The sequence below is a fragment of the Limosilactobacillus reuteri genome (assembly GCF_034259105.1).
In the GTDB taxonomy this organism is placed as follows: Bacteria; Bacillota; Bacilli; order Lactobacillales; family Lactobacillaceae; genus Limosilactobacillus; species Limosilactobacillus reuteri_G.
The window spans coordinates 933,432-958,936 of sequence record NZ_CP139478.1 but is presented as its reverse complement, the minus strand read 5'-3'; the positions used below and the strand labels follow the sequence as shown (position 1 = coordinate 958,936).

The 25,505-nt window shown below is 39.0% G+C and carries 23 protein-coding genes; 11 read left to right on the top strand and 12 right to left on the bottom strand.

Annotated features, from left to right (window positions below; all coding sequences use genetic code 11):
• Positions 1-24: 24 nt before the first annotated feature.
• Entirely contained in the window at positions 25-3,135 is a 3,111-nt protein-coding gene (locus SH603_RS05585) for an HsdR family type I site-specific deoxyribonuclease (RefSeq protein WP_321534192.1), read from the bottom strand.
• A gap of 182 nt (positions 3,136-3,317) precedes the next feature.
• On the opposite strand from SH603_RS05585, the gene SH603_RS05580 reads away from it, so the two are divergent.
• Both SH603_RS05580 and SH603_RS05575 read left to right on the top strand, forming a co-directional pair.
• Positions 3,318-4,106, top strand: coding sequence for an acetoin reductase (locus SH603_RS05580; protein ID WP_169472917.1), 789 nt, complete (start codon positions 3,318-3,320; stop codon positions 4,104-4,106).
• A gap of 149 nt (positions 4,107-4,255) precedes the next feature.
• Complete coding sequence (locus SH603_RS05575; protein WP_321534191.1) at positions 4,256-4,747, top strand: DUF805 domain-containing protein; 492 nt, start codon at positions 4,256-4,258, stop codon at positions 4,745-4,747.
• Positions 4,748-4,805: 58 nt separating this feature from the next.
• Here the strand turns inward: SH603_RS05575 and SH603_RS05570 are convergent, their stop codons facing one another.
• Together SH603_RS05570 and SH603_RS05565 are read right to left on the bottom strand one after the other, a co-directional pair.
• Complete coding sequence (locus SH603_RS05570; protein ID WP_321534190.1) at positions 4,806-5,081, bottom strand: hypothetical protein; 276 nt, start codon at positions 5,079-5,081, stop codon at positions 4,806-4,808.
• An 81-nt stretch (positions 5,082-5,162) separates the two neighbouring features.
• Complete coding sequence (locus SH603_RS05565; RefSeq protein ID WP_321534189.1) at positions 5,163-7,085, bottom strand: amidase family protein; 1,923 nt, start codon at positions 7,083-7,085, stop codon at positions 5,163-5,165.
• A gap of 227 nt (positions 7,086-7,312) precedes the next feature.
• On the opposite strand from SH603_RS05565, the gene SH603_RS05560 reads away from it, so the two are divergent.
• On the top strand, positions 7,313-7,624 hold the full coding sequence (locus SH603_RS05560; RefSeq protein WP_003666102.1) for a hypothetical protein: 312 nt from the start codon (positions 7,313-7,315) through the stop codon (positions 7,622-7,624).
• A gap of 191 nt (positions 7,625-7,815) precedes the next feature.
• On the opposite strand, the gene SH603_RS05555 is transcribed toward SH603_RS05560, so the two are convergent.
• Entirely contained in the window at positions 7,816-8,349 is a 534-nt protein-coding gene (locus SH603_RS05555; RefSeq protein ID WP_169472911.1) for a GNAT family N-acetyltransferase, read from the bottom strand.
• 227 nt (positions 8,350-8,576) lie between these two features.
• Here SH603_RS05555 and SH603_RS05550 point away from each other — a divergent pair, with 227 nt between their 5' ends.
• The 7 genes from SH603_RS05550 to SH603_RS05520 all read left to right on the top strand — a co-directional run bounded on the left by SH603_RS05550 (position 8,577) and on the right by SH603_RS05520 (position 15,482).
• On the top strand, positions 8,577-10,106 hold the full coding sequence (locus SH603_RS05550) for a gluconokinase (RefSeq protein WP_169472912.1): 1,530 nt from the start codon (positions 8,577-8,579) through the stop codon (positions 10,104-10,106).
• A gap of 18 nt (positions 10,107-10,124) precedes the next feature.
• On the top strand, positions 10,125-11,468 hold the full coding sequence (locus tag SH603_RS05545) for a gluconate:H+ symporter (protein WP_016496896.1): 1,344 nt from the start codon (positions 10,125-10,127) through the stop codon (positions 11,466-11,468).
• A gap of 79 nt (positions 11,469-11,547) precedes the next feature.
• On the top strand, positions 11,548-12,567 hold the full coding sequence (locus SH603_RS05540) for a LacI family DNA-binding transcriptional regulator (protein WP_019252584.1): 1,020 nt from the start codon (positions 11,548-11,550) through the stop codon (positions 12,565-12,567).
• A 51-nt stretch (positions 12,568-12,618) separates the two neighbouring features.
• Positions 12,619-14,148 (top strand): gluconokinase, encoded by a 1,530-nt coding sequence (locus SH603_RS05535; RefSeq protein ID WP_321534188.1) that lies wholly within the window; start codon positions 12,619-12,621, stop codon positions 14,146-14,148.
• Positions 14,149-14,329: 181 nt separating this feature from the next.
• On the top strand, positions 14,330-14,875 hold the full coding sequence (gene amaP / locus SH603_RS05530; protein WP_169472914.1) for an alkaline shock response membrane anchor protein AmaP: 546 nt from the start codon (positions 14,330-14,332) through the stop codon (positions 14,873-14,875).
• Between the two features lie 14 nt (positions 14,876-14,889).
• Entirely contained in the window at positions 14,890-15,081 is a 192-nt protein-coding gene (locus SH603_RS05525; protein ID WP_003666092.1) for a hypothetical protein, read from the top strand.
• Between the two features lie 17 nt (positions 15,082-15,098).
• Positions 15,099-15,482: an Asp23/Gls24 family envelope stress response protein gene (locus SH603_RS05520; protein ID WP_321534187.1), complete on the top strand. Its 384-nt coding sequence runs from the start codon at positions 15,099-15,101 to the stop codon at positions 15,480-15,482.
• Positions 15,483-15,642: 160 nt separating this feature from the next.
• Here the strand turns inward: SH603_RS05520 and SH603_RS05515 are convergent, their stop codons facing one another.
• The 8 genes from SH603_RS05515 to parE all read right to left on the bottom strand — a co-directional run bounded on the left by SH603_RS05515 (position 15,643) and on the right by parE (position 24,665).
• Positions 15,643-16,137, bottom strand: a complete 495-nt coding sequence (locus SH603_RS05515; RefSeq protein ID WP_169473801.1) for a GNAT family N-acetyltransferase — start codon at positions 16,135-16,137, stop codon at positions 15,643-15,645.
• Positions 16,138-16,164: 27 nt separating this feature from the next.
• Positions 16,165-16,305: a hypothetical protein gene (locus SH603_RS05510; RefSeq protein ID WP_169473799.1), complete on the bottom strand. Its 141-nt coding sequence runs from the start codon at positions 16,303-16,305 to the stop codon at positions 16,165-16,167.
• A 221-nt stretch (positions 16,306-16,526) separates the two neighbouring features.
• Positions 16,527-17,657 carry an IS30 family transposase gene (locus tag SH603_RS05505; RefSeq protein WP_013923736.1) on the bottom strand — a complete coding sequence of 377 codons (1,131 nt, stop codon included), beginning with the start codon at positions 17,655-17,657 and terminating at the stop codon, positions 16,527-16,529.
• Positions 17,658-18,112: 455 nt separating this feature from the next.
• Complete coding sequence (locus SH603_RS05500) at positions 18,113-18,502, bottom strand: iron-sulfur cluster biosynthesis family protein (RefSeq protein WP_321534186.1); 390 nt, start codon at positions 18,500-18,502, stop codon at positions 18,113-18,115.
• A gap of 126 nt (positions 18,503-18,628) precedes the next feature.
• Positions 18,629-19,564 carry a manganese-dependent inorganic pyrophosphatase gene (locus SH603_RS05495; protein WP_321534185.1) on the bottom strand — a complete coding sequence of 312 codons (936 nt, stop codon included), beginning with the start codon at positions 19,562-19,564 and terminating at the stop codon, positions 18,629-18,631.
• Positions 19,565-19,672: 108 nt separating this feature from the next.
• Positions 19,673-20,140 (bottom strand): NUDIX hydrolase, encoded by a 468-nt coding sequence (locus SH603_RS05490; RefSeq protein ID WP_169471983.1) that lies wholly within the window; start codon positions 20,138-20,140, stop codon positions 19,673-19,675.
• Between the two features lie 16 nt (positions 20,141-20,156).
• Positions 20,157-22,622 (bottom strand): DNA topoisomerase IV subunit A, encoded by a 2,466-nt coding sequence (gene parC, locus SH603_RS05485; RefSeq protein WP_169473145.1) that lies wholly within the window; start codon positions 22,620-22,622, stop codon positions 20,157-20,159.
• 18 nt (positions 22,623-22,640) lie between these two features.
• Positions 22,641-24,665, bottom strand: coding sequence for a DNA topoisomerase IV subunit B (gene parE, locus SH603_RS05480; protein WP_191994588.1), 2,025 nt, complete (start codon positions 24,663-24,665; stop codon positions 22,641-22,643).
• Positions 24,666-24,875: 210 nt separating this feature from the next.
• Here parE and plsY point away from each other — a divergent pair, with 210 nt between their 5' ends.
• Positions 24,876-25,505 (top strand): glycerol-3-phosphate 1-O-acyltransferase PlsY, encoded by a 630-nt coding sequence (plsY, locus tag SH603_RS05475; RefSeq protein WP_003666074.1) that lies wholly within the window; start codon positions 24,876-24,878, stop codon positions 25,503-25,505.

Genomic DNA, 25,505 nt, shown 5'->3' with positions numbered 1-25,505 from the left:
TGCTTTATTCACTTCAAAAAACTCCTAAAACTTTTTCTTTAATTCATCTGCAAACTCATTGATAGAATGACGTAATTTCGTTCGATATTTTATCCTTGAAAGTCCCTTAACCTCTTCAGCTTCAGCATCTGTCTTATATACCGCTTGGCCTTCCATGACGATGTTGTCGAGCTCTCCATTTCCATTTAGGTCATCGGCACCAATGACATGCTTGTCTAAGATTTCATTTATTAAATGTGAATCTTCAATATCAGCTAGTCCCCACTTTTTCTTATACTCAAAAATAGCAGAACGTTGCTGACCTTCATTGTTTTGCGCAATCAGTTTCTTAACGTGCTTTTGCTGAACTGGATATTCAAATTTAACCTTTCCTTTGAAGAGATCCTTAATAAATCTTAGAATTTTGGCCGCATATCCTCGATCTTCTAATTTATCGGAAATAATCTTTACTTCTTCAGCGGATTTTTTAGCGCCCTCAATGTCGTTATCGTGATACTTATTCATTACCTCGACAATTAAACCTTCAAGATAATCCCAATTAACCTTCACTTCCTTAACATGTTCCATTTGAAGGTCAACTTGTGAGAAATCAATATGATGTCTTTTAGCAATTTTTGTTTTTAGCCGATTTGCTAAAGTGGTTGTTAAGATTTCTTCATCATCCAAGCTCATTCCCAATGAAGTTAATAATTTTTCAGGATGTGTATCATCATATTTATCATCTTGCTTAGCAATTGCCATCAAATGGTTGTATTGGCGTAAGTCTTTGTACATTTGTTCTTGTGCATTTTCGCTTGCTGGAATATCAGTAAAATCTTCTGAAAAACCAGCTAACCTATTTACAACCTTATGCAATTCTTTCTTAACTTCACCGTAGGAAGGAGCAATAACACCATCGTTTTTACCTTCATCGTTAAAAAGTTCTTCTTGAATGTTAGCGGAGTTACGATTTGCATATTTTGCTAATGCATTTTTCATTAACTTTTCCGTGTGTTTAGGCCATCGGTAATTTACAATTCGGCCGAATGGCTTGGTTTGCATATCTTGAACTCGATTTGTTCGCGAATATGCTTGAATTAAAGCTGCACCCTTTAATGTCCGATCTACATAAAGAGTATTCAATTGTGGTGCATTAAATCCTGTTAATAATTGGTCAACAACGATAACAAGATCAAAGTATTTGACATCATCAATTGTCCGATTCAATCGCGAAACTACTTGTTCTGTATATTCTTTAACCTGCTTATCATTAAAGCTCGTACCAAACATTTCATTGTAGTCTTGCATTGCTTTACGCAAAGAATCATTTGTCTCTAACTGATTATCACCATTGGACGTATCTTGACTAAAGGTAATTCCGATTCGTAATGGATGTTCCTTTTTAGCATTTTGCTTCTTAAATTCGTTATAATACTCCATCGCCATTGGAGTGGATGCTTTCCCGCCGCCAACATGAGTAGTAAGAATTGCATTGTACTTACCATTAACGGAGCGCTTATTCCAATTTCTCAAGATATCCTCAACAACCAACTCAATATGTTTATGATTTTCATCATAGACACTTGGCTCAACCTTATCGTCCATATCATTTTCATTCATATTGGCGATTCGTTCTTGAATTTCCTCATCTGTCATCTTAGGATAGCGAGCCTTAAAATACTCTGGCAGATACTGTTCTCGCAGTACTTTTTCAGTTAATGTTGTTTCAAAATCCACCTTGAATCCAAGAACATTACCATCTTTAATGGCATCTTGAATTGTATAAGTATGAATAACATCCCCAAAGATATCACGAGTTGTCGGCGCTTTAGACTTACCATTTTCTTCTGGAAAGACAGGAGTCCCAGTATAACCAATCCAGGCCGATTTAGGAAAAGCTTTCCGAATTCTTTGCAGCATTTCCCCAGAAGTTGATCGGTGAGCTTCATCAACAATAAAGACAAGATTCTTATCAACAGGCTTAAAGTCCTTGCTTCGAACCATTGCATCCATCTTTTGAGTAGAAGTTACAATAATTCCGTTTCCTTTACGCTTCAATTTATTAGCTAATGCCCACCGATTAGCAGTATCAGTAACTACTCCCCCATTACTTCCTTCAGTATTTTCAGGATCATACGCCATATATTCATCAACTGTTTGGTTAGTTAAGGCCACTCGATCAACCATAAATACAACTTTATCAACATTAGGTAATCGTGATGCAAGCCAGGCAGCCTTAAATGAACTGATGGTTTTACCAGATCCAGTTGTATGCCAAACATATCCGATTCGTTGATCATCAATCCCAAACGTATGCTCACGAATTTTGTTAATGACTCGTTTTGTTGCATAAACTTGATATGGACGCATAATCTTTATCATTTGATGACGGGGCGTTCCATCTAAAATCATATAGTTTGTTGCCATTTGATGGGCCATCGGAATTGATAACATTAGATCCGCAAATTGCATTGCATCTAGCACTGGTTTATTATCCTTTGCTCGTTGCCATTGAAATGCAAAATCGGTATTAAACTTGTCAGCAGTTGCATTAGCCATGTAACGAGCATCATGTGGTGTTAAGGCCACCAAGATCTGAAGAGTGCCAAAAATATCTGAGTATTGGTCTTCTTCGATATATTGATGCATTTGGTTTAACGCTTCTTTAGCATCCCGACCATCAGCTTTTTCCTCAATTTGGATAATTGGTAAACCATTTATTAACATTGTTACGTCAAAACGACGATTCTTCCGTCCTGGAATTACTGCTGGACGTTCAACTTGGTTAACAATTTGATAAACAGTATTCCCAGCACCTATTTGATCCTGGTCAAAAACTGTTAAATATACATGTTTACCATCATCACGATCAATTTCAATTTGCGATATTCCATTAGTCCCATATAGAAACTGCCCTGCTTCATAGGGAGTATTTAATTTGTTGATTATCGCCTTCACTTGATTAAATTCCGTTGGCGATAACGGTTTCTCTAGGCGGTCTTGATTATGTTGCTCAAGAATACGCTTAAAGTTGTCCCACAATTGATCTGTTGTTTTAATCTGTGGTAAGTATTCCCATTGCTTAGTTCCACCTAAATTACTAAGATGGTTAATTAATTCATTTTCAAATGCTAGTTCGCTCTTCCAAATAGTCATTTAATAACCCACTTTAACTTTATATTCTTTAACATTATAAGAAAAATTAACACTCCTATGCAACGTAAGTAAAAACATTTAAGCATTTTACCAAATTTTAGCAAAAAAGTATCCTTTTATTTTTAATTTGTGCAATAATTAACTTGTTGTTAGAAAGTAAGGTTGTATTTAAAGGAGATTTTATTATGACTGAACAAAAAGTTGCTGTTATTACTGGTAGTAGTCGTGGTATCGGAAAGGGCATTGCGGAACAACTAGGAAAAGATGGCTATGAAATGGTCATTAATGGTTATCATAAAGAAGAAACAGACAAGACAACCAAAGAATTAGCTGACAAAGGATATAAGGTTGTGGCAGCTCCTGGTGACGTTTCAAAAAAGGAAACTCATGAAATGCTTGTAAAAGCTGCTGTGGATAACTTTGGACGCCTTGACACTTACATTAACAATGCCGGAATTGCACAAATCGGTAATCTCCTAGACGAATCAGCCGAAGAATTTCATAAAATTTACGCTACTAATGTTGATAGTGTTCTGTTTGGGATTCAAGCTGCTGCTGAACAATTCAGGAAGCAAGATGATGGAGATAAAATCCGTAAAATCATCAATGCTTCAAGTATCGCTGGACACATTGGTTATGAACAATTAGGAGCATACTCTTCAACTAAATTTGCTATTCGTGGATTAACACAAGTAGCTGCTAAGGAATTAGCTAAATTTAATATTACGGTTAATGCCTATTGCCCAGGTATTGTGGGTACCGATATGTGGGACTTTATCGACGAAAAGATGGTTGAAGAAAATGGTGGTGAAAAAGGTCAATACTTAAAGGCCGCTATTGACGGAATTGCTCTTGGTCGTGTTGAACATCCATCAGACGTCGCTAACTTTGTCTCCTACCTCGCTTCAGACAAATCTGACTACATGACTGGTCAAGCTGTCCAAATTGACGGTGGAGTTCAATTTATCTAATTTAGTTTTCAATATAAAATAGTAATTCCCTAACCTTGATAAAAAATTACCAAGGCTAGGGATTTTTTCTCCTCCCCAAATCATAAGTCAATCTACATCCCCGCAAAAATGCTATAATCAAAGCAAACCTATCAAAGGAGGAGAATTGTATGTTTGAAGCTTACAAATACTACTGGGAAAACGCCTTTAAGTACCGGGCTACTTCAACGCGGGCGGATTTTTGGTGGCCAGTATTAGTTAATTTCATTATTTTTGTTATTTTATATTTCTTACTAGCAATCGCTGGTTTTGCTTCTGTCACTTCGATTATGAATGGCTATAATCGTGGCGTTGGATTCTTAATTTTCTTGCTTTTCGTTATTGCAGTATTCGCTATTGCTATTATTATTCCCGGAATTGCTATCTGTGTCCGGCGGGTTCGTGATACCGGTTTGACTGGCTGGACTGTCTTAGTTTTCTGGTTACTTTCCCTTATTTTTACAAGTAACGACAATGCAGTGATGGAAACTATTTCCTCAGTCATCGAGATAATCTTCTTAGTTATTCTTTGCTTGCCAACTGGTTACGTCAATAAACAAGGTTGGTGGAGTGCTAACTACGAAAACGATGTTAAGGTTCTATCGTTACGAAACAATAACTAAATTAAAAGAGCTGGTGCCTCAAATGCAGCATCAGCTCTTTTAATTTAGTCAATTTTAATTATCCCTTGTAAATAGGTTGGTATGAACCCCGCAAAGTGATCTTATCAAGTCCGTTATCGAGGTTGTACTTGTCGTCGCTAAGCTTCTTTTCCCGGTAACCTGCCCGTGAAAAAGCTTCGACTAAGCGCGCCATAAATTCTTGACCACCTTCTGCAGTTTCATAAATCATGTGGTCAATGTATTGTGGCATATTTGTACTCTTCCGCAATAAAGTGATTAAGTACACCTGCTTATTAGTCTTGTTAATTTCTGAGGTATTTTGCATCAATGACATATCTATTTCCTCCTATTCAATTCAAGAATTCTCTTCCTACTCATATTATAAATTATGTACAGGATTAGTCAAAACTGTTTATCAAAATTTTCGCTTGTTTTGATAAACACTTGTCAGACTTAATGAGAATAAGGCTAATCCAAGCAAAACTAACCCATCATTATTATTTGATCCTGTTTGTGGTAACTGCTTTTCTTTTGTTGATTGCAATTTCCTGGCATTCACTTGTTGCGAAGTTTTTACTACATATTTCGGACTAACATTATCTGAAATATTAAGTTTACTTGAAGCAGTTTGGAATTCATAAACTGATTTTTTGCCTAAATTATGGACAACAACTTTTGAGATATTTGCTGCGTCTTCATTTTGTGGCTCACTAGGCTGGACATCATTATTTAACTTTTGGTAATCACTTAGGAAGATTAGTTTACCTTTCTCTTCAAATAATTTCCCTAATGCTAATAAAATCAGATCACTGCCCTTTTCTCCTTCTAACTGAATCCCTAATGGCAATCCTTGTGCGTTAACATAGGTTGGCAAACTTAATGCTGGCTCTCCTGCTAAATTAGCTAATTGCGTAAATGGCGTTTTACTTAATCCATGATACCAAGCATTGTAAATAACATCCATTTGTTGATCAAAAGGCATCTTGGCCATTTGCAAAATTTTAGCAACATCTGCTGGTAAAAATGCTGGATCAGAATTTAATGGTGCAACCGTTGCGGTAGTTGGCGTTAAATAAATCGGATATTCTTCATGAAAACTCTTCATCTGAGCAGCAACTAACGCTAATTCATTATTGTAAGTTTGCTTTATTTCTTTGGGTGCTTTTTTACTAGCTTCATACAACGCATATGTCATCGGACTAACCAAATGCTCTGTGACATCGCTAGCCTGCAGATTACGGTGCAGTTTTTGTTGAGCCAGATAATTAGCAACTGTTCCGTCACTCAAAGCCCCTAAATAATAAGCACGCATCAGTTTTACCCCATCAACCGGACTATCCTTTTCGACTACTTGAAAGCCCTGTTGCCGTAAGAAGGTTACTGCATTTAAAACAGCTGTTTTAGCGTCCACACTAACAACAGAACCTACTGGTGATTTTAATGAATATGCAATTTTTAGGTCTTGGAGCTTAAGCGGAAATTCCTTCAATAATGATTTCCGTTTTGGATCTAGTAAGCCCTCAAATAACTTGATCGTGTCATCAATCCGCCGCGTTTCTGCAAAGTTAACCACTGAAGGCGTTAATGAATCTCCAAGAATAATTCCCTGAGTAGGTTTTAACCCAATTACACCTGACCACGAAGCAGGAATTCTTAAGGAACCACCAGCATCATTTCCGGTTGCAAGCGGTACTATTCCAGCAGCCACACTTGCCGCCGCTCCACCAGAAGATCCGCCAGCATTTCGCGTGAGGTCCCATGGATTATGCGCTGGCCCATATAAATTGGAATCTGTAACATTAATTAATCCTAACTCAGGATAATTTGTTTCACCAACAATTACAAATCCCATTTTCTGCAACTTTGCCACAAAATTTTTAGTATAACCATAACGATTATCTTCCATATACGGAAGTCCATTCGTATTCGGATATCCTTTATATGCTTGGCCTAACCCTTTAATTAGAATTGGCACTCCGTAAAAAGGCTGCTCTGAAGTAGTGTTTGTATCTGGCAAAGCATTTACCTGTTGCCGTGCATTTACTGGATCTTGATAAATCACACTATTAAGATCCTTATTTTCCGCCATTTTTTGATATGTATCATTAACTAGCTGCTGACTATCGATTTGTTGATTCTTAACTTGTTGTGCAATTGCAAGGGCCGATTGATCCTCATCATTTTTTATCGTTTTTGAACTTTGAACATCAACTTTAACATCAGCTTGAGTGTTATCCTGCATTACTACTGATGCATTAGTGGGAGTAGGATGAGATAAGCTAAGCCCTAACGGAACTGCTAAACAAAGAATAAAGCCTAATTTCCGATGCTTTTTCATTACAAATCCTCCAATTTTGGATATTATATTTAAATTATACGCCATTTGAATCCGCTTTCGGAAAAGAAATTAAAAAAGGCATCTAAAATCACTTACAACTAATCATCCGTTGAACACAATTATGAGATAAATCATGGCGTAGTTTGATTTTTTGACTATCTAAATTGCTTCTCTTGCCCAAGAGTTCTAAAATTAGAGATAAATTGAAAGATAAGGGGCTCTTATTTATGATGAACATTTTATTAATCATCTTAACAGCAATTTTTATTATCGAAAGTATTTTTGAAGTTCGTTATTTTTACCAAATTCGGACTATTTTTAACCAATCCGGCCGTATTGAACCTACTAAACGAGTTCAGCGAATCGTCACAATTGAAACTCAGTGGTCATGGATTTCATGGATCTTCTTACTCTTACTGTTTGTTTTACCAGACATGTATACCGCTATTCTCATCTGTGTCATTACCCTTATTGAAACCTGGGTAGTCTACGAACTTTACAACGCTCGCGAATACGCTAAGAAAATTAATGAAAAATAGTGAAATTAAAGGGACTATGACATAAGTTAAGTTACTTTCAGAAAAAAACAAATAGCGCAGTACAACAATGGCCTCCAACGCTCGGCAAAAAAGCCGAACATTGGAGGCCTATTGTTGCTTGCGGGGGCTCCCAGAGGCTAGCTTCGCGTCGAAAAACGAAGTCACGAGTGACTTCTGTCTCGCTCCCTTTTTTATGCTACACGCACTTTTGTTAACAGTTCATAAACATAAGACAACTCACTTGGACGAAAAGCTCCATGGAGGGTCCCTACCTTTTTAAAGCCGCTCTTAGTTGCGATCCGTTGCATTGCCATATTATTTTCATTTGTACTTAAACGAATTGATTTGATCTCTGGACGTTTAGTCTCCAAATACTCAATCAAACTCAAAAATAATTTGGATGCGTATCCTTTTCCTGCATGCCGTGAATGAATAGCTACGCGGTGGATTACAACATAATTTTCAGTATTAATTAGCCATTCCCCGTTGAGTTTATCATAAAAATGATCCGGTGCTTCAACAATTGCTAACGTGCCAACTGTTTGTCCATCATCTGCTTTAACGATATAAGCATAACCATTCTTAATATCTTCTTTTACATGGGTAACGTTCGGATAATCCCCCTGCCATTGATCAACGCCCCGCTCAGCTAACTGGTTACGTCCATCACGTAAAATATCTACTACTACATCTAAATCTGCCATTGTTGCTTTCCGGATTTTCATTGTAATCCCTCCTTAAAATCGTTGCTTACAGCTAAACCATAACAAATTAAGCAATTAATAGTATCACACCTCAATATTAAGATGCAATCACTTTCGATTTTTAATTTTTAGGAAACCGATAAACTAATCTTAAATAAGCTATTGACATCGCTTACATACGACAGTATATTATTAGGTGTAACGATAAACTAAAGCGTTTTCAAATTAATAAAGGGAGAATTAGTACAATGAATTATTTTATCGGTGTCGATGTTGGAACTACTTCTACAAAAGCAGTTCTATATGACCAAAATGCAACTGTGTTAGACCAATTTAGCCAAGGTTATTCCCTTTACCGCGATGCTAGTGGAATGGCTGAACAAAACCCAACTGCAATTGTCGAAGCAGTCGAAAAAGTTATTCATGATGCGGCACAAAAAGCAGATTTAACAAACGAAAAATTGTTAGCGGTATCATTTTCCAGTGCTAACCAAAGCGTGATCATGCTCGACAAGAATTTCAATCCTCTTTCACGGGTGATCACTTGGGCTGATACACGTGCGCGCGATGTCGCAAACGAATTAAAGAATAGTCCAGCCGGTCAGCAAATTTATGCTAAAACAGGTACACCTATTCATCCAATGTCCCCATTGACCAAGATTATGTGGCTCAACAAGACACAAGCAGATAAGGTTGCCCAAACTGCATATTTTGGCGACATCAAGTCCTACCTCTTCCACCAGTTTTTCAATACGTTTAAGGTTGATGTTTCCATCGCTTCATGTACCGGAATGATGAATGTCAATACGTGTGACTGGGATGATCAGGCATTGGAACTCGCTAATGTCGATCGTTCCCAATTACCAGAAATCGTGAACGGAACAACCCAAGCGATTGGCTTAACAGCAGCAGCGCAAGCAAAAATGGGCATCCCCGCTGACACGCCATTTGTCTATGGTGCTTTTGACGGTGCTTTATCTAATTTAGGTGTGGAGGCAATTAAGCAAAATACTGTTGCCATTACGATTGGGACTTCAGCTGGTGTGCGGGTTGTAACTGACCATCCAGTAATCGATCCTCAGCAACGACTTTTCTGTTACGCCGTGGATAAAGGTTTATGGGTTATCGGCGGTCCGCTTAATAATGGTGGCGATGTCTATCAGTGGGCTGTTGAGCACTTAGTTGACGCTAGTGCAGTTAAAAACGAAAACATTGATCCTTACACTCTTGCTAACCAGGTTATTGAAGGTGTTCCTGCTGGAGCTCACGGTTTGCTTTTCCACCCATTCCTTGGCGGTGAACGGGCACCATTATGGGATGCAAATGCGCGTGGTAGTTTCTTCGGGCTTTCTCACATTCATACCCGTGCCGATATGTTGCGCTCAGTAATGGAAGGAATTTGTATGAATATTGCAACTGTTTTTCAAGCGGTTCGTGACCTTGTTGGTAATCCCGCAAGCGTAACTGCAACTGGCGGTTTTGCTCGGGCTGAAGTTTGGCGGCAGATGTTAGCAGATGTCTTAAACTGTCCAGTCAATATCCCTAACTCATTTGAATCCGGTTGTCTCGGTGCAATCACCATGGCAATGAAGAGTCTAGGAATGATTGAAAACTATGAAATCATCAAAACACTAATTGGTGATATCAGTTCTTATCAACCAAATCAAGAGGCGGTTAATGTTTATCAAAATTACTTACCACTCTTTCAACAGGTTGAGGGATTATTAACACCAGCCTATTCGACCATCGCTAAATTACAACAACAATCTATTCATTAAGGGGGGGGGGTTATTATTATGCCTTTACTTATTGTTTTAATCGGAGTTATTATCTTAATTTTCATGATTGTTAAACTAAAGATGAACACTTTCGTTGGTTTAGTAATCACATCATTCATCGTTGGTTTGTTACTCGGCTTACCGCTTACAAAGATTCCCCAAACCATTGAAACAGGGATCGGAGGCCAGCTTGGACACTTAGCTATCATCTTCGGTTTCGGTTCAATGCTTGGTAAATTAGTTTCTGATGCTGGTGGTGGCTATCGAATTGCAACAACCCTGATTAATAAGTTTGGTCGGCGCTGGATTCAAGTTGCTGTTATCCTTGCCTCCTTTATCATTGGGTTAGCATTATTCTTTGAAGTTGGGCTTGTCGTTGTTTTACCAATTATCTTTATCATTGCCCGCGAACTCGATATGCCATTGATGTACCTCGGTATTCCAATGGCGGCTACCTTAAACGTTACCCACGCTTTCTTACCACCACACCCCGCTCCAACCGCTATTACAGACATTCTTGGGGCTAACCTTGGACACGTATTGCTGCTCGGTATTTTAGCCGCAATCCCAACAATCATTATTGCTGGTCCAGTTTATAACTGGGTATTACAAAAAGTATATCCGCGTGTCTACCGCAAAAATATTGATATTTCAGTTCTTGGCGAATATAAAGAATTCAAGCTTGAAGAAACGCCTAAATTCGGTATCTCCGTTCTAACTGCAATGATGCCAGTTATTTTAATCGCCGTTGCTACTATTTGTTCATTTATTTTCCCTAAGAACAATCCCGTTAATGAATTCATCCAATTTATTGGTGCTCCTGACCTTGCAATGCTTCTTTCATTAATTTTTGCAATCTTTACGATGGGACTACAACGAAACCAAAAAATGGAAGATATCTCGACCTCCCTTGCCGACTCAATCAAGCAAATCTCAGTTATGCTTTTGATCATCGGTGGTGGTGGTGCCTTCAAGCAAGTTCTAGTTGATGGTGGAATTTCTAAGTACATTTCTGGACTATTTGCTCAAACTAGCATTTCACCAATTCTAGCTGCTTGGTTAATTACTGCTTTATTACGGATGTCACTCGGATCTTCAACGGTTGCTGCGATGACTGCTGCCGGACTTGTGGTTCCAATGGCTCACCAATTTGGTAGTAACTCAATTATGGCAACATTAATGGTTCTTTCCATCGGTGCCGGTTCTGTCTTTTGTGGACACGTTAATGATGCCGGTTTCTGGATGATTAAGGAATACTTTGGCCTTTCATTAAAGGAAACTTTGCTTTCGTGGACAACTCTTACTTCCGTCTTAGCCATTGCTGGTTTAGGAGCCGTCTACGCCATTTCATTATTTGTCTAAGTCAATTTAAGCGTCCTAGCGAATTAGCTAGTGACGCTTTTTGTATGGTTTGGTATTCTTAATAGTAGAACTAATAAGGATGATGAATAAACAAATGACGCAACATACTACTATCGCTGACGTTGCTAAAGCAGCTGGTGTTTCAGCGACTACCGTTTCACGTATTATCAATGGTCGTTATGATAAAATGCGCCCAGCAACGCGGAAACGGGTGGAAAAAGCAATTAAAGACCTTCACTTTGTTCCAACCGCTTCCGCACGTCAACTTCGACAAACTCATAGTCACGTTGTCGGAATCCTCGTTGGAGATATTTCTAACCCCTTTTCATCCTTACTTGCTAAAGGGATCGATGATGTTTTGCAACAGGCAGGCTATGATATCCTCCTCATGAATACGAACAACTCACGGGAAAATGAAAGTCGTGCTCTTCAGCGACTATACCAACAACGAGTTGACGGAATTATTGTCCAGCCTAATTCCCGCCACTTTAGTCAATTCGCCCCTGCTATCCATAACGATATTCCTCTCGTGATTGTCGACCGTGAAGTTGATGACCAGCCTTCTACAGTTGGCAAGGTCACTTCTGCTAATCGCGATGCTTGTTATAACCTCGGTAAAATTTTGTATCAAAATGGTTATCAGAATATTTTAACTGTCAGTGCGCACTTTGCGGAAGCATCTGGTCAAATTCCCCGAATCGCCGGTTTGAAGGTTGCTGCTGCTGATAACGGGCTAAGCTATCACAATATTGAAACCCGAGGACATGATCGGCAGTGGCTTGCTAAAACGTTTCTGCAACAGTTAAATGAGCTTAAAGGCAAAACTGCTGTCGTTTCATTAATGGGACCTATTTTATTTGACCTTTTAGCAATTTTTAAGGAACTAAACCTTTCCTTCCCTGACGATCTTGGCTTAGTTAGCTTTGATGATTGGGAATGGTCGCAATATGTCGCCAATGGCATTTTTCTGTTGAAGCAAGATATGGAGCTAATGGGTAGCTTAGCAGCTAATAAACTTTTAACGCAAATTAACCAACAAAGTACGATCAGTTCCACTACCCTTTTACCAGTTGAAATCATTGCACACCAGTCACTTTAGCATATAATATTACAAAGAGAATTAAATTGAGTTTTAAAGGAGAAACAATAAATGAACTACTTAATTGGTGTTGACGTTGGAACCTCTAGCACAAAGGCCGTTTTATATGATCAAAATGCGCAGGTGATCACACAAGCTAATTATGGCTACGAGTTGCACCGCAATGCCGCGGGAATGGCAGAACAAGAGCCAGAAGAAGTAATCAATGCTGCTGAACAAGCCATCCATGATGTAGCTAGGGCAGCTGACCTTAGTATGGGGAAACTACTAGCAGTTTCAATCTCAAGCGCAAACCAAAGCCTCCTCTTATTAGATAAAGATAAGAAGCCCCTTTCACGGTTAATCACCTGGGCAGATAGTCGTGCACAGCGCGCAGCAGACAACCTTAAGATGATGACTGAAGGACAACAACTATATATGAAGACGGGGGTTCCTGTTCACCCTATGTCAACCTTGACAAAGCTCCTTTGGTTAAAGGAAGACGAACCAGATTTATTTAGCCGCACAGCATATTTTGCTGATATTAAGGCTTACCTTTTCTACCGGTTATTTAATGAATTTAAGGTTGATATGTCAATCGCTTCCTCAACTGGCTTGATGAACCTTAAAACTTGTGATTGGGATGACCAGGCTCTTCGGGTTGCAGGAATAACCAAAGATCAACTGCCTGAAATTGTCGATGGAACAACTCAAGCAATTGGCTTAGTACCCGAAGCCCAAGAAAAACTAGGAGTACCCGCTGATACGCCATTTGTCTATGGTGCTTACGATGGTGCCCTTTCAAATATTGGTGTTGGTGCAATTAAGCAAAATACAGTAGCAATTACAATCGGTACTTCCGCAGCTGTACGAGTCGTAACTGATCATCCTGTTATTGATCCAGAACGCCGCCTCTTCTGCTATGCTATTAATAAAGGATTGTGGGTCGTTGGTGGTCCGCTTAATAACGGTGGCGATGTCTATGAATGGGCAGTAAAACACCTTGTCGATAGTAGCGCAGTTAAAAACGAACAGGTTGATCCTTATACTTTAGCAAATCACGTTATTGAAGGAGTACCAGCAGGCGCGCATGGACTCCTCTTTCATCCTTTCCTGGGCGGTGAACGGGCACCATTGTGGAATGCTAAAGCGCGCGGTAGTTTCTTTGGGCTTTCTCATATCCATACACGGGCTGATATGCTACGAGCAGTTATGGAAGGAATTAGCATGAACATTGCAACAGTCTTCCAAGCAGTACGAGCGTTAGTCGGTGAACCAGCGAGCGTTACTGCAACAGGTGGCTTTGCTCGCTCAAAAGTATGGCGCCAAATGCTTGCTGATATCTTAAACTGTCCAGTTAACGTTCCTGACTCATTTGAATCTGGCTGCCTCGGGTCAGTAGTTATGGCTATGCAAAGTTTGGGAATGATTGATAGTCTTGATACACCACAGAAGTTCATTGGTAAGGTTAGTTCTTACCAACCAGATCCAGCCGCAGTAAAAGTATATCAACGCTATACTCCGCTCTTCCAACAAATTGAAGATATGCTTGCTCCGGCTTATTCTGAAATCGCTAAACTACAAGAACGACAAAACAATTAAAGAATCAAAAAATCGATCTTACAATCATTTTCTGATGTGAGATCGATTTTTTTAATTATGACTATTCTGTTAACAGGTTCTTAATATTACCTTTAGCATTTTCAAAAGCAATGTAAAACGCTTCCAAGCATGTTACTATTAGCTTGTACTAAAAATTATTTATAGAAAGGAAGTGGTACTAATGACCGCATGGAAAAAATGGTGGATTTCATTTGTGATGATGCTTCAGGTAATTATTGGAATCGTTGTCGTATCATTATGGTTTTATCGTGACCAAACTTGGACGATTCCAGTTAACGATTGGCTTCACAGCCCCATCGGTCAAAGTTTCTCAGCCGGAGTCGCAGTATTTTTAATTATCGTTGCTTTAACCGTAATAGCAATTGCCGTTTTTCGCCCAACAACGACTAAACAAATGACAATCGCTAAGGATGGTGCTAATAAAGTTCAAATTGATCAACATGCAGTTGAACATAGCTTAACTACTTCAATTGCTAAATTTGACCTTTACAATCCCGTAATTAAACTCAAGATGCACCGTAACAATCACAACGCAGACGTCACCGTTCATGGAATGCTCTCTAAGAGGACCAATCCAAAACTAATTCATACAGTACTACTCCAGACAATTAAAGAAAACCTTAAACGGGACTTCGACATTGATCTTAATAAATTACACATTAAGCTAAGTCCCTACTCAAACAAAGAATCAGTCAACATTGTCTAAAAAGGAGGTACTATATGAAACTTGCTACAATTGGCGTTATCTTAGGACTGCTTATCAGCATTAGTTGGATTATGTGGGGCTTTTTCCCAATGATTGGCATTCTGTTAGCTGTCACTATCTTAGGCGGAATTGGCTATGTTCTTGATGCAAAAGGCTATTCATTAAATAAACTCGCGATAAAAATGTTAGATAAATTTGCCAACTAATTCAAGGAGGAATTAATATGACAACCACTACAAATAATAAAACAATTAATGAACAATTAACATTTGATGATCAGGTAATTGAAAAAATTGCTGGAATTACCGCTAGCAAAGTCCCTGGGATCCTTTCCCTCGACGGAAATATGTTTAGTGAATTAGCAGATAAAGTAACTTCCGGAAGCAATCCAACAAAGGGAATCGATGCTGATGTTGGTGAAAAGCAAGTCGCATTAAAAATGGAAGCTACCATCGAATATGGTAAAAGTGCTCCAGAAATTTTTAAGGCTGTTTGTTCTGAGGTGCAGCGTGCAATCGATAAGATGACTGGTTTAAATTTAGTTAAGTTTGAGCTACATATCAATGATGTTAAAACAAAAGAAGAAGTAAAAAAAGATACAAAATAAGGGAACGAGCAAAGCATCACGGGCACCTTCGTTTTCAATACGAAGCTCTCATATGCACCATAGGCCTCCAGCATTCGGCTTTACCGGGCGTTGGAGGCCTATTCTGCTTGCTTCTTATTCTTATGGACGTGGCTTTACTTATGTCATATTTACACAATAATCATTTAAAATGACGTCCTAAAATAACTAAATCACGTTTAATCCCATCAAGCTCTGCTACTTGTGGTAAAAGCCCCCATTGCGTAAAACCAAACGATTTAAATAACTTTAGGCTTGGAATATTATGACCAAAGATATAAGCCACGATTGTATCAACTGTTAATTTAGGCAATTGACCGATAATAAATTCCATGGTTTTTGTACCAACCCCTTGTTTCCGGAACCGTTGATCAAGGTAAATGGCAATTTCACTAGTATGATCATAGGCTGGACGACCATAAAAATGCTCAAGGGCAACCCACCCGAGAACCTCATTTTGATATTCAATTACCCAGATGGGATGATTTTCGTCAAACGCTTCAAACCACCCTTTCCGTTCGTCAACCGTGATCGGAGTAAGATCCGCAGTAGCTAACCGTGATGGAATAATTTGATTATAAATTTCAACAATTTTTGGTAAATCTTCAAGTGTCGCTTTTCGGTATCCTAACTCCACTATACTTCCCTCTAAAAAATTTCCTAACTAATTTTTTTGAACCATTCGAACTAACCCAATCATCATACTTAATAAAATTCCGATTGATGCTAATAAGGTGTATCGACGCAATTGTTGATTTTCTTTAGTTAATAATTTTATTTCTCGTCGCATAGCTTTTTTCTTCACTGCAAGCACCGCCTTTATTAATTCTAACAAGACCATCATATCATATTATTTGCAATTGCTTCTTAATATTTTATCTTTATCCCGTTAATGACTATAATGAAAACTATAAGGAAGTGTGTAGAGGGTATGATTTTAAACGATATTATTAGTATTTTATTATTTTGCGTGTTTGCTTATCTTTTTAATTTTCCTAAATTTCAAGAATAAGTTAGCCACTGGACTCAAATAAATAATACTGACCAATTGATTATTGGTTGATGGAGCTGTGATATCTCTTGGTAGAAGGCCTTACGATAGATATCCATTGACGAATGTCCATTAAACATAGCTCGTGGATAGTGATTCATCCAATCATTAGTCGCTATGATCTGAGCACTACTATAGTTATTTATAGCTTCACCTTTGGTAATCTCCTTGCGGAGAAACCGGTTATTGATCTCATTGGATCCACGTTCCCAAGGGGAATACGGATCAGCATAGAAAACATGATCGTGAACTTGTGTTAACTCACTAAATTCTGAACCGTTGTCAGAGGTTATTGTCTTAAAGATGCGATAGTAAGCATCTGTGCCCATTTTCTGGCGTAAATTTATAAAGAACTGATTTACTGCATGCGCAGTTTTACCAGCAATTTTACTCGTGATATTAACTCGTGAAAGGCGATCAGTCATTACTAGTACAACACTGTCATTACCGTTTTTCTGTCCCTGAACTGTATCTAGTTCCCAATGGCCAATTTCGGACCGTTGGTCCGCAGTTTGAGGTCGTTGAGCAATATTAGGCCCTAAGCACCTTTTAGCTTGCGGATGAGTTCGATGATGCTTACGTTTAGGTTTTTCAAAGAGGTCTAAATTGGACGTACGAAGCACACCCTCATTAATCCATTGATATAAAGTTACAACCGACTTTGGGATCAGGGTGCCATCATTCATTAAATCTCGAGCCTTATAAATAACCGCTTGTGGGGAGTAATGGTGGTCGTCAAACTCACCAAGCATTAGCTGATCAGCTAATCGTAAAAATTGCTTTGAAGAATAATATAAGCGACGACGACCAGAATGGCGGTGATGTTCAAGATATGTGGCCTGACCAGCTTCATAACTATAGATGTAGTAAGAATATTCGTAAATCTTACCATTAGATTTTTGACGACGAAGTTGGCGGACCGTACCACGGTTGAGCTCGTTATTAATTGTTTGATGATTAACTCCTAATTGGCGACCAATTGCGCGATTGGAAAGTCCTTGCGACTTTAAAGTCGCAATCATCACACGTTCTTCTTTAGTAAGATGAGCATTCTTTTTATGAGTAGTCAATAAACTAGTAGACATGGTATCATTTAAGTGCGTCATTTGACGGACATCCTTTCATATAGGTTTGGTTCACTTAATATGATACCTGATGTCACGCCGAATGGCGTTTTTTATTTACCACCAACTGGGTGGCTAACTTCATTCTATAATCCACCATCTTTTTAATTTTAACTTTCACCGCGATAACTATGCCTATGCCATTGTGATGTTTATCGGCATGATGGTATTTTATGGCGATTTTTACCATCATCTTCCAATTAACTGGAAATTATATATTTTGCTTATTGCCACTTTTTTATGGGCTTTATTCACAATTTTCATGGGGAGGCAAGCATTAATTAAACCAGCTCAACGTAAACATTTTTCCTATGCAACGTTTATTGGAATTTTTGCAATTATCATAACTTTTATCTTCAGGCTTATTCTTTAAAAGCAATAAGGGAGCATGATCATGAAGTCGTATCTGGCTTCTATCACGCTCCCTTAGTATGTTCCTAGCAATCATGTGCTCGATCAATTTGAGAATTTAAGTCTGTATTACTAAGATCCAGAACTTCAAGATTATCCGTTAAAACGCGTTTTGGACTGACAAGTGGCATTGTAAAGTATCGCGGATTAAACCTTACTTCCATTTCATCATCAAATTGAACTGCTGTATGGTCTTTAATAAAAACATCCCCTAAATTAGAGGTAATTTTTTCATTATAATCTGGGGTATCTAAATCCTCTTTAACAAGGATTAGTCGATAATCACCATCTAAACTGCAACTCCCAACAGCAGAAAATGGGCCAACCCCATCATCAAAGTCTAGGAGCATCTTCTTAGATGATAATTCATAACGCTGTAAACGCTCAAAAGCTTGATCAGTAAATGTGATATTCATTAATATCAACCCCATTTCTTAAAATCAGTACTTATATTTTAACTAATTAAGAATAAGCTTTGAAAGTTAAAGCTCAAAAAAACTGAGAAAAATCGCAAAATCTTTCTCAGTTTTTTAATTAATTTATTAACCTTCGAATGCATCAGTTAAAGGAGGAACAACTTGTTTCTTCCGTGATACAACACCTGGTAAATTCATCCGCTTGTTTTCGTTAAGATTCTTACCAAAGGCTGCTTCAACCTTTTCAGCAGGATCACCAATAACTAATAATTCGGAGTCACTGTTTAAGATGTTAGTAGCGATTAATAAGAATAAATCATAATCGTTATCATCCATCATACTTTGCATTTGGCTTTCAAGATCAGCTTGACGAGCAAAAACATCATCTAAATCAACGGTGTTAACTTGACCAATACGAACCTTCTTGCCGCCAAGTTCAAAGGTCTTAGCATCACCATCGACGATATCAGCATCAGACTTAGCACCAAGGTTAGTACCAGCCTTAAGCATTTCAATGCCGTACTTTTCGTAGTCTTCAACACCAGCGATCTTTGCTAAGTACTTAACAGCTTCACGATCGTGGTCAGTTGTAGTTGGTGACTTCAAAAGCAAGGTATCAGAAATGATAGCAGAAAGCATCATCCCAGCCAAGTTAGCGGGAATATTAATGTGCTTTTCTTGGAACAATTCTGTAATAATTGTACTTACACAGCCGTAAGGACGAACAGTTGCCCAGAGTGGTTGGGCCGTTTCAAAGCCGGCAATTCGGTGGTGGTCAACCAAGTGCGTTACAGTGACCTTGTCGATATCACTAACACTTTGTTGTGGTTCGTTGTGGTCTACAAGCATTACCTTATCTACTTCGTTTGCAGCAGTTTCGATTACGCGTGGTGCTTCCATACCGAAAGTCTTCAATGCAAACTTAGTCTCATCATTTGGTTCACCTAAAGCAACTGCTTCAGTTTCGTATCCCAATTGGTTTTGGAAGTATGAAAATGCCATTGCAGCGGTAATCGCATCTGTATCAGGCTTTTGGTGTCCAAATACTAATTCTTTGCTCATATAAATTCCTCCTGTTTGTTCACTACTTTAATCCTAGTTATTTCTAGTAGGTGAAACAATCTACATTTTCTATTCTATCATGGAAGTTAATAGATTAAAGAACAATTATTAAATATCTTTCTTATTATGGGTAAAATCTTTTAAGATCTGCCACATTTGTTCATGCTGATTGTTAAAAAAGCGCGGCGGTTCTTCATCTAACGAAAAATATTCAGTAGTTGTCGTTTCTGTAATTTTGGGTTGATAATGCTTAGCGCTACTTTCTTCAACTAAGTAAAAAGCATTAACTGGTTGAACGCGGTCACCATTAGGATACGTGTAAAAATTCTGATCAAGAATTGCTAGTCGTTTGACAGGCACAATTTCAATTCCCGCATCTTCTTTAAATTCGCGCTTTACAGTTTGCTCAAAAGATTCGCCAAATTCCATATAGCCGCCTGGAAAGCCCCAATCACCAGTATCTGCGCGTTCTTGAAGCAAGACAGCTCCTTGCTGGTCTAAAAGCGCTCCAGAAGCACTAGTCATGATTAAAGGGCGATGCCCCACCAAATCACGAATTTCTTTAATGTATGCCAAATTTTTCGCCTTCTTCTTAGCTTTGACTAACAGGTTCTTCCGTTAAGATATTAGTTTGTTTCATTCGAAGCTTTACTGGTTCCCCTTGCGTATCGGTATCAATTACAAAAGTCCCGTTTGACTTGATCGAACTTAGATGATGGTCGGTAGCCATTATATCTTGGAATGCCGGCCGGTTAGTAATAGTCTCAAAAGCTCCCTGATAATCAGGGTCATAAGCAAGGAAGTCTGCAATTTCATGAGGATGTGATTTTAACCGTCGAAGGACAAGTTCTCCTCGTCGTGCACGTGCCCCAACCTCAATCTCATTGACGGGCATTTTCTTAAATGCTCCTCGTTGGGTAATTACAGCAATATTTTGACCATCTTTAACTAAGATTTGATCTGCCACTTGGTCATCATCTTTCAGGTTAATGGCCCGTACACCAGCTGTCCGGATCCCTGTTACAGGAACATCTGCGACATCATACCGCACTGCATATCCTTGGCGACTAATCGTCAATAGTGAACAATTCTCATTTGTTGGTTCATAGTAATCAACATTTACAACTTGCGCATTATCCCTGAGCTTAATTGCAACACTTGCATGACTCTTGTAACGAGAACCGGGCTTATAGTCATTAAAGGCCGTTTGCTTTACTTGACCATCGCTGGTTCCCATGATAATCGTTCCCGGTTGATCCAGTTTATCAAAAATCATTGCCTTAATGATCTCTTCATTATCTGCTAAGCCGATTGTTTGTGAGATATGCTCGCCAGTATCCTTCCACCGCGCATCCGCAATTTCATGAATTGGGCGGTAAATAATATGCCCAAGGTTGGTAAACATAAATAAATGCGATAAGGTATTCGTCTGTTGAATCAATAATGGGTAATCATCTTCCCGGAGACCGTTTTCTTCTGCTTCTGAAGCCTTGAAGGAACGAATGCTGCTTCGTTTGATATAGCCCGCATGCGAAACCAAGACCACAACATCTTCATTCGCAACCGTAACTTTAGTATCAATTTCAAGTTTTTCAACATGATTTTCAATCTTAGTCCGTCGCGGATTGCCAAATTTCTTCTTGATGGCCCTAATTTCCTTAGTAAGAACTTTTGCTAGCTCATTTTCGTTAGTTAAGATTAATTGATATTCATTAATCCGCGAGTTTAATTGCTCTTGTTCTTTTTCTAGCTCAGTTACATCCGTATTTGTTAAGCGATAAAGTTGCAAGGTAACAATTGCTTCGGCCTGTTCAGGTGTAAAGTTGTATTCTTTTACTAAGTTTTCCTTTGCGTCCTTACGATTCTTACTTGCGCGGATCGTTTTAATGACCTTATCTAAAATTGAGAGTGCTTTGATTAACCCTTCGACAATATGCAAACGTTGTTGAGCCTTCGTTAGGTTATATTGTGTCCGTCGACGAATAATCTCTTTCTGGAATTCGAGATAGGAAGTCAAAATTCGCTTCAATCCAACACGCATTGGTCGCTGGTCATCAATCGCAACCATATTGAAGTTATAGTTAATCTGTAGATCGGTGTTCTTTAATAAGTAATTAAGAATACCGTTCGCATTAGCGCCACGTTTGAGTTCGATTGCAATTCGTAATCCACTACGATCAGTTTCATCGCGAGCTTCCGCAATTCCCTCAACTTTTTTGGCAAGGCGCAGATCGTTAATTCGCTTAACCAGTTGCGCCTTATTTACTTCATAAGGAATCTCCGTCACATTAATTTGTTGACGACCACCCCGTAAGGTTTCAATCTCCGTTTTTGCTCGCACTACAACCCGACCGCGACCAGTCTGGTATGCCTTACGAATGCCATCAATCCCCTGAATGATTCCACCAGTTGGGAAATCAGGGCCAGGAATAAATTCCATTAACTTATCCAAAGAAGCAGTTGGATGCTTGATAAGATAAATCAATGCATCAAGAACTTCGCTTAAATTATGCGTTGGGATCTCAGTAGCATATCCAGCAGAAATTCCAGTTGCTCCATTAACGAGTAAGTTCGGAATACGCGCTGGTAAAACTGTCGGCTCCTTTTCAGTATCATCGAAGTTTAAGGCCATCTCAACTGTATCTTTGTCGATATCTTGAAGCATTAGGCCTGCTATTTTACTAAGCCGAGCCTCAGTATAACGCATGGCGGCTGGTGGATCACCATCCATCGATCCATTATTACCGTGCATTTCAATTAGGGGTTCACGTAATTTCCAATTCTGACTCAACCGGACTAATGCTTCATAAATCGAACTATCACCGTGGGGGTGGAAGTTACCCATTACGTTTCCAACTGATTTAGCAGACTTACGAAATCCTTTATCATAAGTATTTCCATCTTTATTCATGGCAAATAAAATCCGGCGCTGAACCGGTTTTAATCCGTCACGAATATCAGGTAAAGCTCGTTCTTGAATAATTGATTTGGAATAACGCCCAAAACGATCACCCATGATCTGTTCGAGCGTCATATGTTCAATTTTTCCGTTTCTCACAAAACTTGATTCCCTTCTCTATTTATTCCATGTACTAATTGTAGGTTCTTTAGTTTGAGGTAATTGTCCTTTATTCTCAACTAATTGATCGGATTCTTGATCATCGGCTAACGTGAATTGGACATTTTCTTCAATCCATTCTCGCCGTGGTTCCACCTTATTACCCATCAAAGTAGTTACACGACGCTCAGCTAATTCAGCATCCTCAATACGAACTTGGATCAGCGTCCGGGTATCTGGATTCATTGTTGTTTCCCACAACTGATCGGCATTCATTTCACCAAGCCCTTTGAACCGTTGCAACTGTGCTCCTTTACCCATCTTTTTAGTCAATTTTGTTAATTCTTCATTAGTCCACGCATACGTGATATTAGCCTTAGCTCCACGTCCTCGTTGCAAACGATAAAGTGGTGGAAGAGCAATATAGATCTTTCCAGCTTCGATCATTGGCCGCATATACTTGTAGAAGAAGGTAAGAAGAAGAATCTGAATATGAGCACCATCATCATCGGCATCAGTCATAATAATAATCTTATCGTAGTTTGAATCTTCAACGTTAAATTCAGAACCGGCCCCAGCGCCAACAGTATAGATAATCGTATTCAATTCTTCGTTTTTTAAGACATCATCTAACTTCGCCTTTTCTGTATTTAGCACTTTCCCTCGTAATGGTAAAATTGCTTGGAATTTACGGTCACGCCCCTGCTTGGCTGAACCACCGGCCGAATCCCCTTCGACTAGGAATAATTCATTTTTCTTAGCATTTTTTGATTGGGCAGGAGTCAATTTCCCAGAAAGATTGCGTTCTTTTTTGCCTTTTCGTTTACCACCACGAGCTTGATTACGGGCTTTACGGGCAGCTTCTCGAGCTTCACGCGCCTTTAATGCCTTACGAATTAACATCTGAGCAAAGTCGCCATTTTCCATTAGGGCATAGTTAAGCTGCTCACTGACAATCGCATCAACAATCTTCCGTGCTTCAGGAGTTCCCAGTTTATCCTTTGTCTGACCCTCAAATTGAAGTAGACGTTCTGGAATCCGGACTGAGATCACGGCTGTTAACCCTTCCCGAACATCACTACCTTCCAGATTTTTATCATTAGCCTTTAACAGACCAACCTTTTTTGCGTATTCATTGAAAGTCTTCGTCCAGGCACTCCGGAATCCGGCTTCATGAGTACCACCATCTGGAGTTCGAACATTGTTGACAAATGATAATAAGCTCTCAGAATAACCATCATTGTATTGAGCCGCCACTTCAACTTCGACCCCATCTTGCTTTCCGTCAAAGTAGAGCGTCTTTCCTAAAACATCCTTACCCTCGTTAAGATAAGAAACGAATTCTTGAATTCCATCGGCGAACTGGAATACATCTTGTTTTTCTTGACCAGCTCGCTTATCAGTAAGGGTAATCTTAATCCCCTTCAATAAAAAGGCCGACTCACGAAGCCGATTAGCTAAGGTATTATAGTCATAAACAGTAGTTGAAAAAATCTTCGGGTCCGGCTTGAATGAGACGGTCGTTCCGTTCTCCGCTTTGGTTTTTCCTAATTTTTTCAATGTTCCAACTGGTTGACCGCCATCTTTAAAAATTTCTTGGTAACGGACGTGATCACGGACAATTGTCAGGGTCAAATGTGATGATAAGGCATTTACAACGGAAGCTCCAACACCATGAAGTCCTCCTGAAGTCTTATAACCATCTGACTGACCAAATTTTCCTCCAGCATGAAGAACCGTCATAATAACTTCGGGTGTCGGTTTGCCAGAAGCATGCATTCCCACCGGCATTCCCCGACCATGATCTTGAACTGTAATCGCATTGTCTGCTTCAATGGTGACGTTAATCTCATCACCATAACCGGATAACGCTTCATCAACAGCATTATCCACTATTTCATATACCAGGTGATGCAATCCGCGGGAATCAGTAGATCCAATATACATCCCTGGTCTTTTTCGTACCGCCTCAAGTCCTTTTAATACTTGTATGGATGAGGCATCATATTTTACTTCTTCTTTGGCCACAAAATGACCTCCCATTGCCAATATTATACCTAAACGTATGTTCGAAAAATTATTTTACCATTTACATTTGTTAATTGTAAAGCTAAACTGGCCACAATTTCAATTCATAATTAAAATGATACTGAAAACTTTGGAGAATGGCAAATTGTGCCTTCCTAGTGGTTAAAATTAAATATTCATGCTATGCTTAAAAGCTGTATAAGCTATTATTAAGGAGCTATTTATATGTTTTTTGAAATTATTGGGATGATTATTATCGCTTACCTCTTAGGTTCAATCCCAACTGGTCTCTGGATCGGTAAGTATATTTATCATAAGGATATTCGCAAGTTAGGTAGCGGTAATATCGGAACAACGAATACTTTTCGGACATTGGGGTTTAAGGCGGGCGTTGTTGTTTTGTTTATCGACATTCTAAAGGGAACACTCGCCGCTAGTCAGCCATACTTTTTAGGAATATCTGGAACTGTTAACCCACTATTGATCGGACTCTTTGCCAGTCTTGGTCACACTGTATCAATATTCGATAATTTTCATGGTGGGAAAGCAGTGGCAACTAGCGCGGGGATTCTATTAGCTTATAACCCCCTCCTCTTTGTTGTTGCCTGTTTGATTTTTATCTTTGTCTTGTGCTTGACAAGTATGGTTAGTGCCGCCAGTATGGTAGGGATTAGTGCAATCTTCATTATTGCCCTCTTCATTCATGCTTGGATTTTAGCAATCGTGGCAGGAATATTAACAGGAGTGGTCTTTTACCGTCACCGATCAAACATTCACCGAATTTTATCAGGAAAAGAATCGATGGTAAGTTTTGGCCTTGGCTATTATTTACGAGAAAAGAAGCAAAATAAATAG

Excerpts from the sequence above, each read along its gene's own strand:
- SH603_RS05545 (WP_016496896.1), top strand. The coding sequence starts at position 10,125 with ATGCCTTTACTTATTGTTTTAATCGGAGTTATTATCTTAATTTTCATG.
- amaP (WP_169472914.1), top strand. The coding sequence starts at position 14,330 with ATGACCGCATGGAAAAAATGGTGGATTTCATTTGTGATGATGCTTCAG.
- parE (WP_191994588.1), bottom strand. The coding sequence starts at position 24,665 with ATGGGAGGTCATTTTGTGGCCAAAGAAGAAGTAAAATATGATGCCTCA.
- SH603_RS05570 (WP_321534190.1), bottom strand. The coding sequence starts at position 5,081 with ATGTCATTGATGCAAAATACCTCAGAAATTAACAAGACTAATAAGCAG.
- SH603_RS05505 (WP_013923736.1), bottom strand. The coding sequence starts at position 17,657 with ATGACGCACTTAAATGATACCATGTCTACTAGTTTATTGACTACTCAT.
- SH603_RS05535 (WP_321534188.1), top strand. The coding sequence starts at position 12,619 with ATGAACTACTTAATTGGTGTTGACGTTGGAACCTCTAGCACAAAGGCC.
- SH603_RS05555 (WP_169472911.1), bottom strand. The coding sequence starts at position 8,349 with ATGAAAATCCGGAAAGCAACAATGGCAGATTTAGATGTAGTAGTAGAT.
- SH603_RS05525 (WP_003666092.1), top strand. The coding sequence starts at position 14,890 with ATGAAACTTGCTACAATTGGCGTTATCTTAGGACTGCTTATCAGCATT.
- SH603_RS05495 (WP_321534185.1), bottom strand. The coding sequence starts at position 19,564 with ATGAGCAAAGAATTAGTATTTGGACACCAAAAGCCTGATACAGATGCG.
- SH603_RS05550 (WP_169472912.1), top strand. The coding sequence starts at position 8,577 with ATGAATTATTTTATCGGTGTCGATGTTGGAACTACTTCTACAAAAGCA.
- SH603_RS05565 (WP_321534189.1), bottom strand. The coding sequence starts at position 7,085 with ATGAAAAAGCATCGGAAATTAGGCTTTATTCTTTGTTTAGCAGTTCCG.
- plsY (WP_003666074.1), top strand. The coding sequence starts at position 24,876 with ATGTTTTTTGAAATTATTGGGATGATTATTATCGCTTACCTCTTAGGT.
- SH603_RS05560 (WP_003666102.1), top strand. The coding sequence starts at position 7,313 with ATGATGAACATTTTATTAATCATCTTAACAGCAATTTTTATTATCGAA.
- SH603_RS05540 (WP_019252584.1), top strand. The coding sequence starts at position 11,548 with ATGATGAATAAACAAATGACGCAACATACTACTATCGCTGACGTTGCT.
- SH603_RS05520 (WP_321534187.1), top strand. The coding sequence starts at position 15,099 with ATGACAACCACTACAAATAATAAAACAATTAATGAACAATTAACATTT.
- SH603_RS05575 (WP_321534191.1), top strand. The coding sequence starts at position 4,256 with ATGTTTGAAGCTTACAAATACTACTGGGAAAACGCCTTTAAGTACCGG.
- SH603_RS05585 (WP_321534192.1), bottom strand. The coding sequence starts at position 3,135 with ATGACTATTTGGAAGAGCGAACTAGCATTTGAAAATGAATTAATTAAC.
- SH603_RS05500 (WP_321534186.1), bottom strand. The coding sequence starts at position 18,502 with ATGAATATCACATTTACTGATCAAGCTTTTGAGCGTTTACAGCGTTAT.